Source organism: Microbacterium sp. KUDC0406, from assembly GCF_021582875.1.
GTDB lineage: Bacteria > Actinomycetota > Actinomycetes > Actinomycetales > Microbacteriaceae > Microbacterium.
The window spans coordinates 2279296-2291765 of sequence record NZ_CP091138.1; the positions used below are offsets into that span (position 1 = coordinate 2279296).

Annotated in this window: 12 protein-coding genes and 1 tRNA gene; 1 reads left to right on the top strand and 12 read right to left on the bottom strand. The window is 71.3% G+C overall.

The features are described 5' to 3' along the window. The first annotated feature begins 102 nt into the window (after positions 1–102). Positions 103–762 (top strand): TetR/AcrR family transcriptional regulator C-terminal domain-containing protein, encoded by a 660-nt coding sequence (locus L2X99_RS11415; protein WP_236135129.1) that lies wholly within the window; start codon positions 103–105, stop codon positions 760–762. Here L2X99_RS11415 and L2X99_RS11420 read toward each other — a convergent pair. The 12 genes from L2X99_RS11420 to L2X99_RS11475 form a co-directional block, all read right to left on the bottom strand. Further along, on the bottom strand, positions 737–1471 hold the full coding sequence (locus L2X99_RS11420) for an ABC transporter permease (RefSeq protein WP_236126626.1): 735 nt from the start codon (positions 1469–1471) through the stop codon (positions 737–739). The genes L2X99_RS11415 and L2X99_RS11420 overlap by 26 nt on opposite strands. Further along, positions 1468–2232, bottom strand: a complete 765-nt coding sequence (locus L2X99_RS11425) for an ABC transporter ATP-binding protein (protein ID WP_236126625.1) — start codon at positions 2230–2232, stop codon at positions 1468–1470. Before L2X99_RS11425 ends, L2X99_RS11420 begins: the two co-directional genes overlap by 4 nt. A 61-nt stretch (positions 2233–2293) precedes the next feature. After that, a complete protein-coding gene (locus L2X99_RS11430) occupies positions 2294–3811 on the bottom strand; it encodes an L-serine ammonia-lyase, iron-sulfur-dependent, subunit alpha (RefSeq protein ID WP_236126624.1) in 1518 nt (505 codons plus the stop codon). Positions 3812–3960: 149 nt separating this feature from the next. Next, a complete protein-coding gene (locus L2X99_RS11435) occupies positions 3961–5409 on the bottom strand; it encodes a sensor histidine kinase (protein ID WP_236126623.1) in 1449 nt (482 codons plus the stop codon). Continuing rightward, on the bottom strand, positions 5406–6161 hold the full coding sequence (locus tag L2X99_RS11440) for a response regulator transcription factor (RefSeq protein WP_236126622.1): 756 nt from the start codon (positions 6159–6161) through the stop codon (positions 5406–5408). Before L2X99_RS11440 ends, L2X99_RS11435 begins: the two co-directional genes overlap by 4 nt. 311 nt (positions 6162–6472) lie before the next feature. Continuing rightward, the gene (locus L2X99_RS11445; RefSeq protein ID WP_236135130.1) at positions 6473–7216 is read right to left on the bottom strand and encodes an amino acid ABC transporter ATP-binding protein; all 744 of its coding nucleotides are present in this window, start codon (positions 7214–7216) and stop codon (positions 6473–6475) included. Then, positions 7213–7908, bottom strand: a complete 696-nt coding sequence (locus L2X99_RS11450; protein WP_329607999.1) for an amino acid ABC transporter permease — start codon at positions 7906–7908, stop codon at positions 7213–7215. Before L2X99_RS11450 ends, L2X99_RS11445 begins: the two co-directional genes overlap by 4 nt. A gap of 166 nt (positions 7909–8074) precedes the next feature. Continuing rightward, complete coding sequence (locus L2X99_RS11455) at positions 8075–8929, bottom strand: ABC transporter substrate-binding protein (RefSeq protein WP_236135131.1); 855 nt, start codon at positions 8927–8929, stop codon at positions 8075–8077. A 3-nt stretch (positions 8930–8932) separates the two neighbouring features. After that, on the bottom strand, positions 8933–9388 hold the full coding sequence (locus tag L2X99_RS11460) for a cupin domain-containing protein (RefSeq protein WP_236135132.1): 456 nt from the start codon (positions 9386–9388) through the stop codon (positions 8933–8935). After that, complete coding sequence (locus L2X99_RS11465; RefSeq protein WP_236126620.1) at positions 9385–10740, bottom strand: amidohydrolase family protein; 1356 nt, start codon at positions 10738–10740, stop codon at positions 9385–9387. Before L2X99_RS11465 ends, L2X99_RS11460 begins: the two co-directional genes overlap by 4 nt. Beyond that, the gene (locus L2X99_RS11470) at positions 10737–12278 is read right to left on the bottom strand and encodes an adenosylhomocysteinase (RefSeq protein WP_236126619.1); all 1542 of its coding nucleotides are present in this window, start codon (positions 12276–12278) and stop codon (positions 10737–10739) included. Before L2X99_RS11470 ends, L2X99_RS11465 begins: the two co-directional genes overlap by 4 nt. Before the next feature lie 68 nt (positions 12279–12346). Next, positions 12347–12419 (bottom strand) — tRNA-Arg (locus tag L2X99_RS11475). Positions 12420–12470 lie beyond the last annotated feature (51 nt).

The window sequence follows — 12470 nt, forward strand, 5'->3', positions numbered from 1 at the left end:
TCTATCGGTGATAGAGCTGAATCTATCACTGATAGAGCGTAGCGTCTATCACCGATAGAGAGCCGTGTCGATCACTGATAGATTCGGGGCGGAGGTGCACCCGTGGCCCTGGACAGGCAGCAGATCGTGACAGCAGCCGTCGACCTGCTCGACGAGGCCGGACTGGACGGCCTGACCCTCCGCAGGCTCGCCACCGGACTCGGCATCCGCCAGCCCACGCTCTACTGGCACGTGCCCAGCAAGGCGGCTCTGCTCACCGCCGTCGCCGACGCCATCCTCGATGCGGAGTTCCCTGCGTTGATCCCGGCCGGGCCCGGAGAGGACTGGCACGACTGGCTCCTCGCCCTGGCCGTCCGGCTGCGGCACGCGCTGCTCGCGCACCGGGACGGTGCGCGGCTCATCTCGGCCTCGCAGCTGTCGGTGCGCATGGCCGACATCTCGGAGATCGCCATCGGAAGCCTGGTCGGTCACGGCATCCCGCTGCGCGAGGCACGGCTCATCGTGCTGACCGTCGAGCACTTCACCATCGGCCACGTCCTGGCCGAGCAGACCGGCGGTTCCGAGGCCGAGTCCGCGCAGGACTTCGATCTCGAGGCCTTCACGGAATCGCATCCGCTGGTCGTCGCCGGGATCACCGACTACTTCCAGGATGCCCGCACCCCTGACGACCTGTTCCGCGACTGCCTGCAGGTGATCATCCGCGGCGCGGCCGCCACGGCCGGAGGCGGCGGTCAGGTCACGGCGTCCGCCGCCGCAGAGTGAGCGGCGCCAGCACCAGGAACGCCGCGGCGAACGCGACGACGATGAGCACCGGCTGCCACACGTCCCAGCCCTGGTCACCGCCGGTGACGGCATTGATCGCGTCGATCGCGTGGCTCAGCGGCAGCCAGTCCGAGATCGCGTAGAGCACGTCGGGCATCTGGTCGCGGGGCATGAACAGCCCGCCGAGGATGATCTGCGGGAACACCAGCACGGGCATGAACTGCACCGCCTGGAACTCGGTCTGGGCGAAGGCGCTGGCCAGCAGCCCCAGGGCCGTGCCGAGCACCGCATCCACCACTGCCACCAGGCCCAGCTGCCACAGCGGTCCGTCCACCGTCAGCCCGCACACGTACACCGCGAACGCGACCGTGACGACCGCCTGCAGCACGGCCATCAGTCCGAACGCCAGCGCGTAGCCGAGGATGAAGTCCGCCTTGCCCAGCGGCGTCGTCATGAGCCGCTCGAGCGTTCCCGACCTGCGCTCGCGCAGCGTCGTGATCGAGGTGATGAGGAACATCACGATGAACGGGAACAGGCCCAGGATCGCCCCGCCGAACTGGTCGAACACGCCGTCCTGATCGGTGAAGAGCCAGGCGAAGAGTCCGACGAGAAGGCTCGGGGCGACCAGCATCAGCGCGATCGAGCGCGGGTCGTGCCGCAGCTGGCCCAGCACCCGCCCCGCGGTCGCCAGCATCCGTCGCGGGTTCACGATCCCGCTCCCCGCTGGGAACGGCGGGTCGGCGGATTCGCCGCCTCATCGCGGGCGATGAGCGCGAGGAACGCGTCCTCGGCATCCGCCTCACCGGTGTCCTCCAGCAGCGCGGCGGGGGTGGTGTCGGCGATCATCCGGCCGTCCCGCATGAGCAGCAGCCGGTCGCAGCGCCGTGCCTCGTCCATCACATGGCTGGAGACGATCAGAGTTGTGCCGCCGTCGGCGATCCGCCGGAACATCTCCCACAGCTCGCTGCGCAGCACCGGGTCGAGGCCGACCGTCGGCTCGTCGAGCACGATCAGCTCCGGTCTTCCGAGCAGCGCTGCGCCCAGCGACACCCGGCCGGCCTGCCCGCCGCTGAGCGCCGCGACCTCCTGCCTGCTGTGGTCTCGCAGCCCGACCTCGTCGATCACCCGGTCGACGTCGGTGCGGGGCGCGCCCAGCACGGATGCGAAGTACTGCAGGTTCTGCCGCACGGTCAGATCGTCGTACACGGCTCCGCCCTGCGTGCTGTAGGTCACGCGGTCGCGCAGTTCGCGAGAGCCGGCGGGTTCGCCGAGCACGGTCACCGTGCCGCCCTTGATCTTCTGCACGCCGACGATCGAGCGCATCAGGGTGGTCTTGCCGCATCCCGACGGTCCCAGCAGGCCGGTGATCCGCCCTCTCGGGACCTCCACGTCGAGGGCGTCGAACACCGTGCGACGCCCGCGCTGCACCGTCAGCCCTCGGACCGTCACCGCTGCAGCATCCGTCGTCATGTCATGATCGTGCGCCGCCTGCGGCGCGCGCACAATCGACCCGCCGCGAGCACGGCTCAGGTCAGCACTCGATGACGTTCACCGCGAGGCCGCCCTCGCTGGTCTCCTTGTACTTGGTCGACATGTCGAGGCCGGTCTGGCGCATGGTCTCGACCACCGCGTCGAGCGACACGTAGTGGTGCCCGTCACCTCGCAGTGCGAGCCGGGCGGCCGTGACGGCGGTGGATGCCGCGATCGCGTTGCGCTCGATGCACGGGATCTGCACGAGTCCGCCGATCGGATCGCAGGTGAGGCCGAGGTGGTGCTCCATGGCGATCTCGGCGGCGTTCTCGATCTGGCGGACAGTGCCGCCCATCACGGCGGTCAGCCCGCCGGCGGCCATCGCGCAGGCGGAGCCGACCTCGGCCTGGCAGCCGCCCTCAGCGCCCGAGATCGACGCATTCGCCTTGAACAGCGAGCCGAGTGCGGTCGCGGTGAGCAGGAACCGACGGATGCCGCGGCGGCGGTTGGCCTCGGCGACCTCGTCGGGGTCGTCGCCCTTCGACGAGCTCACGGGCCCGGCGCCGACCGCAACCGGCGAGGCTTCCGCACCGAACCCGAGCAGCGCGCTGCCGACCAGCTCCCCGTAGGGGGTCACGGCGTTGCCCGCGCCGAGACCGGAGTCGGCCAGGAAGCGCCACCAGTACATCGCGACGGCGGGCAGGATGCCGGCGGCGCCGTTGGTCGGCGCGGTCACGACCCGGCCGCCCGCGGCGTTCTCCTCGTTCACGGCGAGCGCGAACGCGCCGAGCCACTCGCCCGGAATCTGTGCGTGCCCATCGGCCTCGGCCGCCTCGAGCTGCTCGCGGATGTCGGATGCCCGGCGCTTGACCTTGAGGATGCCGGGCAGTGTGCCGGCGGTGTGCAGGCCCGCGTCGACGCAGGAGTGCATGGCGTCCCAGATGGCGTCGAGGCCCGCGGCGACCTCGTCCTCGCTGCGCACCGCCTCCTCGTTGCGGCGCGCGATCTCGGCGATCGTCAGGCCGTGCTCGTCGCAGAGCGCGAGCAGGCCGGCGGCGTCGCCGTACGGGAACGGATGCGGCGCTGCGGCGATCCTCGCGTCCTCGCCGTCGCGGCGGATGAACCCGCCGCCGACGGAGTAGTACGTCTGCTCGGTGAGCACCTCGTCGCCCTGGCCGTGAGCACGCAGCGTCATCGCGTTCGGGTGTCCCGGCAGTCGCGTGCGCGGCTCGAAGGTGACGTCGTCCTTGACGAACGCGATGTCGTGGGTTCCGTCCAGGGCGAGCGTGGCGCCCTCGGGCCATTCCGTCCAGGCGGCCCGCACGTCATCGGGATCACAGGTCTCGGGCGCCAGGCCCTGAAGCCCGGCGACCACGGCATCCGGTGTTCCGTGCCCGAGGCCGGTCGCGCCCAGGGAGCCGTACAGCGAGCAGGTGACCCGGGTGACGGCGGGCAGCACGTCGTCCGCGCGCAGGCGTGCGGCGAAGTCGAGGCCGGCCCGCATGGGTCCGACGGTATGGGAGCTCGAGGGTCCCACTCCGATGGAGAACAGGTCGAAGGCCGAGACGTACGCAGTCACCCCTCAAGGCTACGCGCTGCGACGAGCCTCGGCACTCGCCTCAGCATTCCAGCATGTGCACTTCGCTCGGAGATGTGCGGTTCGCGCGGGCTGATTGCGCGGGTGAGTCCGCGCGGAGCGCACATTTCCGCGGCTGCGTGATGTCGTGCTCACCCGGCCCCGGGCGCGGACGGCAGGGTGACCACGAAGGTCGCGCCTTCACCGGGCAGCGCCTCGATCGTGCCGCCGTGGGCCTCGACCACGGCACGGGCGATCGCGAGGCCCAGGCCGGTGCCTCCGCCGTCCTCGCGTGAGCGCGAGGCATCACCGCGCGCGAACCGGTCGAACACGGTCACCCCCTCGGGCAGCCCCGGCCCGTCGTCGGAGACGGTGACGGTCACCCCGTCGGCATCCGCGGCGATGCGCACGGATGCGGTCGTGCCGGGCGGCGTGTGCTGCCGGGCGTTGCCGAGCAGGTTGTCGATGACGCGGCGCAGGTCGGCGGCGTCCCCGCTGACGATCGCCGGATCCTCGCCGAGCTCCATCCTCCAGGAGTGATCGGGTCCGGCCGTCCGCGCGGCGACGACCGCCTCCGCGACCAGCATCCGCAGGTCGACGTCGGTGCGCGCCATCGCGGGCAGCGCGTCGAGCCGCGCGAGCATCAGCATCTGATCGATCAGCGAGCTCATCCGGGTGCCCTCGGCGTCGATCAGGGCGGCGTTGCCGCGCAGCTCGTCGAGCTCGGCTCCGGCGCGTTCGGACAGTTGCGCATGGGCACGGATGCTGGTGAGCGGCGTGCGCAGCTCGTGGCTGGCATCCGCGACGAACCGCCGCACCGCCTGCTCGCTGGCCTCGCGCTCGGCGAGCGCCTGCTCGACGTGATCCAGCAGGTCGTTCAGCGCGGCGCCGACCTGGCCGACCTCTGCCGTGGAGGCGATGTCGTCGTCTGCCACGCGCTGCGCGAGGGTCACCTCGCCGCGACCGAGCGGCACCGACGTCACCTCTGACGCGGTGCTCGCCACGCGGCGCAGCGGCAGCAGCGCACGCCCCATCGCGAGGGTCGCGGCCAGGATCGCGAGCAGGATGCTGGCGAGACCGACCAGCACGACCACCAGGCCCAGGCGGCTGGTCGCGGCGGTCACGGGCTCCAACGGCAGACCGGTCACGACCACCGCATCGTCCGGCGCCGCGCGCGCCGCGACCCGGTACGCGCCGAGGTCTCCGCCCAGGTCGACCGTCTGCGGTGCCGCGCCGGCAGGGACCGATGACAGGGCCTGCCGCTGCTCGGCGCTGAGGTCGTGCCGCTCGCCGTCGGCGTCGATCCAGCCGCCGATCACGAACGCATCGTCGCGGAACACGGCCGTGACGGTGCCGGGCGACTGACCGGGCGCACCGACGAGGTCGTCGCGGTCCGGCGGCTGCGGGGCGCCGGGCGGACGCGGTCCACCCGCCATGTCGGCACCGCGCTGCGCCGCCCCGTTCAGGCGGTCGTCGAGCTGCCCGAGCAGATAGTCGTTCAGCGACACCACGGAGACGATGCCCACGATCACGCTCGCCACGGCGACGAGAGCCGAGGCGATGAGCACGACCTGCAGACGCAGGCTGCGGGCGCGCTTCACGAGTCGCTCCCCGATCGGCCGGCCTTCAGCAGGTACCCCACCGTGCGCACCGTCTCCAGCCGCACCGATTCGCTCGCGGCGAGTTTGCGCCGCAGGCTCGACACGTAGACCTCGACGAGGTTCGAGTCGGCGCCGTAGTCGTAGCCCCAGACCGCCTCGAGGATCTGCGACCGGCGCAGCACCCGTCCGACGTTGTTCGCCAGCAGGAGGAGCAGTTCGAACTCGGTCGCGGTGAGCTCCAGCTGTGCACCGGCGAGCGTCGCGGTGACGGCCGCCTTGTCGAGGGCGAGATCACCGATGTGCAGCACCGACTCCGCGGGACGGGCGATCGCCGCCGCCGTGCGGGCCAGCACACGCACCCGGGCCTGCAGCTCGGGGACGGCGAACGGCTTGGTGAGGTAGTCGTCGCCGCCGGCATGCAGACCGGCGATCCGATCGTCGTGGCCGTCCAGCGCGGTGAGGAACAGCACGCGGACCTCGGAACGGATGGCCCGGATGCGGTCCAGCGTCTCGAGCCCGTCGATGCCCGGCATCATGATGTCGAGGACGACCACGTCGGGCTGGAACTCGCGCACTGCGAGCAGGGCGTCGCGGCCGCGGTTCTCGACCCGCACCTCCCAGCCGTCGACGCGGAGCGTGCCGGCCACGGCGGCGGCGAGAGAGACCTCGTCGTCGACCACGAGCACCCGGGCGGCCGTTCCGTCGGCGCGGCGCACCGGCGGAAGCCCGAGCCCCCCGTCTGCCATGGTCATGTGTTGATCCTTGCGCACCGGCCTCTCCCTTCGCGAGCACCGCCCGCGTCGCGCTTCGGGACGCCTTCCGCAACGCACGCCCCGTTCAGGTCACCAGTCCGGTTGCGGGAGGAGAGGCGACCGGTGACATCGCATCGCCGCGGCGGTCGTGCCGCGCGCTCACGCATTGATGCTCTGGGGGCATCAATGCGTGAGCACGTGGGAACAGCCACTGGCGACTCAGAGCCCCGACGATGCCGCGTGCATGCGACCATGCTCGACGGCCGGCCATCAGGGACCCTTTGCCGTAGCTGTGGCAGGGATAAATCCCGCTACAGGCCGCGCACCCGCGCGAGGAACTCCGCGGTCGCCGGATGCTGCGGAGCGTCGAAGATCTGCTCCGGCGGCCCCTGCTCGACCAGCACGCCCTCCCTGAGGAACACCACGCGGTCGGCGACCTCGCGGGCGAACGACATCTCGTGCGTGGCCATCACGATCGTCGTGCCGCGGCGCTTCAGCTCGCGCACGAGATCGAGCACCTCGCCGACCAGCTGCGGGTCGAGGGCACTGGTGATCTCGTCGAGCAGCAGCACCTCGGGCTCGGTGAGGATGGCGCGCACGATCGCGACCCGCTGCTGCTGGCCCCCGGAGAGCCGGTCGGGGTACTCGTCGGCCTTCGCACCGAGGCCGAGCGAGTCCAGCAGCTCCCGGCCGCGTGCCCGCGCCTGGCCCTTCGGCATCCCGTGCACCTTGCGGGCGGCGAGGGTGACGTTGTCGAGCACGGTCATGTGCGGGAACAGGTTGAAGTGCTGGAACACCACGCCGATCCTCGCGCGCACGGAATCCGCGTCCACACGAGGGTCGGTGATGTCCTCGCCGCTCAGGAAGATCTGGCCGTCGTCGACCTGCTCGATGAGGTTCATCGTCTTCAGCAGCGTCGACTTGCCCGAGCCGGATGCCCCGATCAGCACGACGACCTCGTGCGGAGACACGTCCAGGTCGAGCCCCTTCAGCACATCGTGATCGCCGAAGCGCTTGCGCACGCCCCTGGCCTCGATGACCGGCACGGCACTCATACGACTCCTCCGGCCTGCTCGCGCCTGTTCAGCCGGGCGGTGACGGCGTCGGTCATCCGGATCATCGGCCAGCTGAGGGCGATGAAGAACAGCGCGGCGACGATGTACGGGGTGTAGTTGTAGGTGTCGGCGACCTGCAGCTGCGCGGCGCGCACGGCGTCGACGACGCCGAGGATCGAGATCAGGCCGACGTCCTTCTGCATCGACACGAAGTCGTTCATCAGCGCGGGGATGACCTTGCGCACGCCCTGCGGGATCACGACCATCCGCAGGGTCTGCGCGTGGCTGAGGCCGAGCGACCGGGCGGCGACGCGCTGCGAGGGGTGCACCGCCTCCATGCCGGCGCGGAGCACTTCGGCGACATAGGCCGAGTAGCTGATGATGATCGCGATCGTTCCCCAGAACGCCGGAGGCATCCGCGGGAAGATCATCAGCGCCGGGATGCCGTAGCCGACCAGGTACAGCACGATCAGCACCGGAACGCCGCGGAAGAAGTCGGTGTACGCGGCGGCGAGCGCACGCAGCGGGAAGAACACCGGGCCGCGCAGGGTGCGCAGCACCGCGAGCAGCGTGCCGAGGATCGCGACGCCGACGGCGGCGATGAGCAGTACGACGATGTTCACGAGCAGACCCTGGAAGACGGGCCCGATGCTCTGCAGCGCGATCTCGGGATCGAAGAACGTCTCGCGCACCACCGTCCACCCGGGGTGTTCACGAGGATCGCGACGATGACGCCGATCAGGACGACGCTGCTGATAAGCGCGATCAGCACCGATCGCGTGGTGGCACGACGCCGCAGAGCGCGACGCGACAGCTCGAGATCACTCGGCTGCCACGTCGCGTCGACGGTGGAGGCGCTCACTTCAGGACGGGGACGTCGACCTCGTCGCTGAGCCACTTCTGCTGCAGCTCGTCGAGGGTGCCGTCCTCACGCAGCGCGTCGACGGCCTTCGAGACGTCAGCCGTCAGCTCGGACCCCTTGGGCAGCACGAACGCGAAGTCGTCGCCGCCGTCGGCGCTGTCGAACTGGCCGGAGACGGTGGAGTTCTCGACGAGGGCGCCGGTGACGTAGAAGGCCCCGGGCAGGTCGGTGACCATGGCGTCGATCTGGCCGCTCTTCAGCGCCAGCACGACGTCGTCGACGGTGTTGAAGACGCCGAGGTTCTTCTCGCCGAGCTGCTTCTTGGCGACGGTGTAGCTGGTCGTGCCGGCGGCGACGCCGACCTTGATCTTCTTCAGCTCGTCGATCGACGCCACGGATGCCGCGGGCGAGTCGTTCAGCACGACGACCGCCTGGGTGGTGGTGTAGTACGGCGACGAGAAGTCGACGGCCTTCTTGCGCTGGTCGGTCACCGAGAACTGCTGGATGTTGACGTCCCAGTCCTTCGGGCCCGGCGCGATGGCGGCATCGAAGCCGGTGCGCGTCCAGACGATGTCCGTCGCGTCGAAGCCGAGCTCCTTCGCGACGGCGTTCGCGACCGCGCCCTCGAAGCCCTTGCCGTTGGCGGGGTCGTCATCGACGAACCACGGTTCGTAGTTCGGCTCGCCGGTGGCGATGGTGAGCTTGCCGGCGGTGACGGTCGGCAGCGCACCGTCGCCGGCGTCAGCGGACGGCGCGGCGGACGAGGTGCCGGAACAGGCGGCGAGGGACACGGCGGCCGCGACCGCGATGGCGGCGAGTGCGGTGCGACGGAGAGTGCGGGAGACGGGCACGGTTCACTCCTGAAGAGAGGTCGGGTTCGGGTTCAAGGGTACGTCGGGAGCGAGCCGCCAGTCGGCGAAGTCGAAACCTGGCGACACGAAGCACGAGACGAGCACCTCGGCGTCGTCCAGGGGGCGGGCCGCCTGCCAGACGCCGGCGGGCACGAGCACCTGCGCGGCCTCACCGGGTCCGAGCACGGTCGGGGTCGCCTCCTCGGGTTCCCCGCCATCGCCGCCGAGGGTCAGCTCGAGTCGGCCGGGTCCGTGCCAGAGCCACAGTTCGTCGCTGGTGACGACGTGCCAGGCGCTGCGCTCGTCGGGCTGCAACAGGTAGTGGATGCAGGTGCCGGCGGGCCTGGCTCCGTTCGGCGTCTCGACGACGAGCGGGCTGGTCCAGGTGCGCCGGAACCAGCCGCCCTCGGGGTGCGGGGCGAGGTCGAGTCGCTCGGCGGTCGCCGGTCGTGCGGTCATGTGATGGCTCCCTGCGTCTCGTCCCTGCGTGTCGACTCGCCTGCGGCTCTCCCGGCGGCCGTCGCTCGCCCGGCGGCCGGGGCCGGGAAGCCGGATGCCGCCCACCGCACCTCTCCGGACACGATTGTGGCCGCGGCGCGGCCGGCGCCGGCCTCGATGAGTTCGACGACCGCATCGGCGCCCGCCGGCACGTCGAAGAACGTCAGGTCGGCGAGCGCGCCGACCGCGAGGTAGCCGGTGCGCTCCGGACCGACGTCGATGCCCATCGCGTGCGCGCCGCCGATCGTCGCCGCGCCCAGCAGCCGCGCGTGCAGGTCGCGATCGGTGTAGCCCTGCGAGCGCGCGATGCGCGCCAGCTCTGCGACATCCGCCATCAGATCGAGCGACGGACTGGACGAGAGCGAGTCGGTGCCGACCGCGATCGGGCTGCCCTCGCGCAGGTAGGCGGCGATCGGCGGCTCCTCCAGGCCGATCACGGCGTTCGAGCGCGGACACAGCGCCACCGTGGTGCGCCGCTCGCGCAGGATGGCGCGGTCGCGGGCGCTCATGTACACGCCGTGCGCGATGTGGCAGTCCGGACCGAGCACGCCGAGCTGGTCGACGAACTCGGTGGCGCTGGTGCCGAAGCCGGCCTGGCGCAGCTCCTGGAAGCTGGCCAGGCCCGCCGTGTGCCAGGCCTGCGGGTGCTCGTGCGCGAACTCGTTCTCGAAGGCCGCCTCACCGAGGTGGATGTGAATGCGCCCGCCGCGCTCGCGCACGATGTCGGGGATCTCCAGCAGCGGCTCGATGTCGAGGGAGTACGGGGCGTGCGGCGACAGGCCGGTGCCGGGCGGTGTGGGCAGCGCGTCCAGCGCCTGCTCGACCTGCGCGCGCCCGGTGCGCGCCCAGTCGGCGTTGGTCCAGCTCATCACCTCCCAGTAGGTGATGCCGTGCAGTCGCGCGTCGTGCAGTGCGGATGCCGCGGACGGATCGGTGACGACGTCGGCGACCGCGGTGGTGCCGCTCCGCAGCGCCAGCTCGGCACCGTCCGCAGCATCCGAGGCCCAGTCCCTGCCGCCCTCGTAGACCGGGTCGAACGCGGCGACCCAGTCGTCGAAGCCGGTGTACCGGCCCTGACCGACCACGGCCATGCCGGTGTACTGCAGGTGCGTGTGCGCGTTCACCAGCCCCGGAGTCAGGATGCCGGGCCAGTGCACCTCTTCGTGGGCGACGCCGCGCTCGGCGAGCGAGCGCAGCACCCAGGCGCGCTCGCCGACGTGCACGATGCGGCCGTCGCGCACGGCGACGGCGCCGTCCGGGATCGGCGGCGCCGTGACGGGGACGACGAGTCCTGCGGAGTAGACGGTGATCACGAGCGCGCACCCCCGTCGACTGGGCGCTCCGAGGTGCCGTCCACCGGTTCAGGTCGCAGTCCGCCCCGGTATGGCGGCCGGAGAGCGTGACGAAGTGCGACCTGAGCGGGGATCTCGTCGCCACGAGGCGACGTGTAGCGCGGCGAGCGCCAGTCGGCCTGCGCCTCGACCTGCGCTGTACTGCGCTCGTCGATGCGGGCGCCGCGGGCGGCGAGGGCAGCGCGGGCGATCGCGGCATCCGCCTCGACGGGGAACGGATGCAGGCCGGGGGCGAGATCGGCGGTGAGCAGCTGCTCGACGGCGCCCAGCTGCACGGCGAAGGAGAGATCCATGATCTCGATCGGATTGCCCTCGGCGGCGGCCAGGTTCACGCAGCCGCCGCGGGCGATCAGCAGGGCGCCGTCGCCGACGCGATCGAAGTGCTCCGCGACCGGGGTCAGCGCGGCCGCGTCGACGTCCACCTCGCCCGGGACCCCGCCGGCGACCGTCACGATCGCCGCTGCGCGCAGCGTCGCGGCATCCACCGTGTGCGGAGCACCCGTCGCGGAGATCACCAGAGCGCCGGACGCGAGCTCGCGCAGCGGGCCGATGCGGAAGCCGTCGTGTGCGGCCTTCAGCGCACGCACCGGATCGGTCTCGGCGACGGCGATCTCGGCTCCGAGTGCGCGCAGATGCGCGGCGACGCCTTCGCCGACCGGTCCGTAGCCGATCACGACGGCGGGCTGGTCGCGCAGGCCGATGCCGGCGGCGTCGAGCACGTCGGCGATCGCGAACACGCAGGACTGCCCGGTGCCGTAGCGGTTGTCGAAGGAGGTCTTCATGGCGGCGTCGTTCACGGCGATCACCGGAATGCGCAGCAGGCCGTCACGCTGCATGAGGCGCAGAGGGGTGAGCCCGCTGGTGGTCTCCTCGGCGGCCCCGCGCAGGCCGTCCGCGAGGCCCTCCTCGTGCGCGAGGCGGATCAGATGCGACCCGTCGTCGAGCAGCAGGTCGAAGCCGCGGCGCAGGAACGCGATGGCCGCGTCGCGCTCGGCGGCTCCGTCGAGCGCCGGATCGCCGTCCACCGGAATGCTGCGATCGCGCAGCACCCGGGCGACTTCGACGTCGATCTCGTCGGGGTGCGCGTACACGGCGACCTCGGCGCCGGCATCCCGCAGCAGCAGGGCGAGCTGGGCGGTCTTGGGCTCCAGCACCATGGCGATGCCGATGCGGATGCCGCGCACCAGACCTGCGTCGCGCAGGCGCTCGGCGACCAGGGCCGAGACCGGCATGTGCGCGCCGGCGATGTCGACCCGGTCGTCCGCGGTCGCGCGGGCGGGCAGCGGGCCGCCGTCCATCAGGATGTCGGGTGCCTCCCCCGGCGCGAACGTCACGCCCCCGTCGGTGAGGTGCCCGCCGAGAGCGGGGATCAGGCGACGCAGTTCCGCGGCGACCGCATCCTCACCGCGCACCGAGAACGCGCGACCGGCGACCAGCAGATTGGTCTCGCGGGCGAACCTGCGCACGAGACGCTCGGCGGCGGTACGCTCTTCGGTCATGAGGCTCTCCAGGAAAGACGAAAGCCCCGGACACCGTCCGGGGCTTCCTATACTGTCTCAACACAGTGCGCGCCTGGAGGGACTCGAACCCCCAACCTTCTGATCCGTAGTCAGATGCTCTATCCATTGAGCTACAGGCGCACGGCCCTCAGCGGGCCGAGGAAAAGCCTACAGCAGGTTAGCGGGGAACAC

What these genes read in the sequence shown, in the direction of transcription:
- L2X99_RS11445 (WP_236135130.1), bottom strand. Translation starts at nt 7,216, where the DNA reads ATGAGTGCCGTGCCGGTCATCGAGGCCAGGGGCGTGCGCAAGCGCTTC.
- L2X99_RS11440 (WP_236126622.1), bottom strand. Translation starts at nt 6,161, where the DNA reads ATGACCATGGCAGACGGGGGGCTCGGGCTTCCGCCGGTGCGCCGCGCC.
- L2X99_RS11460 (WP_236135132.1), bottom strand. Translation starts at nt 9,388, where the DNA reads ATGACCGCACGACCGGCGACCGCCGAGCGACTCGACCTCGCCCCGCAC.
- L2X99_RS11425 (WP_236126625.1), bottom strand. Translation starts at nt 2,232, where the DNA reads ATGACGACGGATGCTGCAGCGGTGACGGTCCGAGGGCTGACGGTGCAG.
- L2X99_RS11470 (WP_236126619.1), bottom strand. Translation starts at nt 12,278, where the DNA reads ATGACCGAAGAGCGTACCGCCGCCGAGCGTCTCGTGCGCAGGTTCGCC.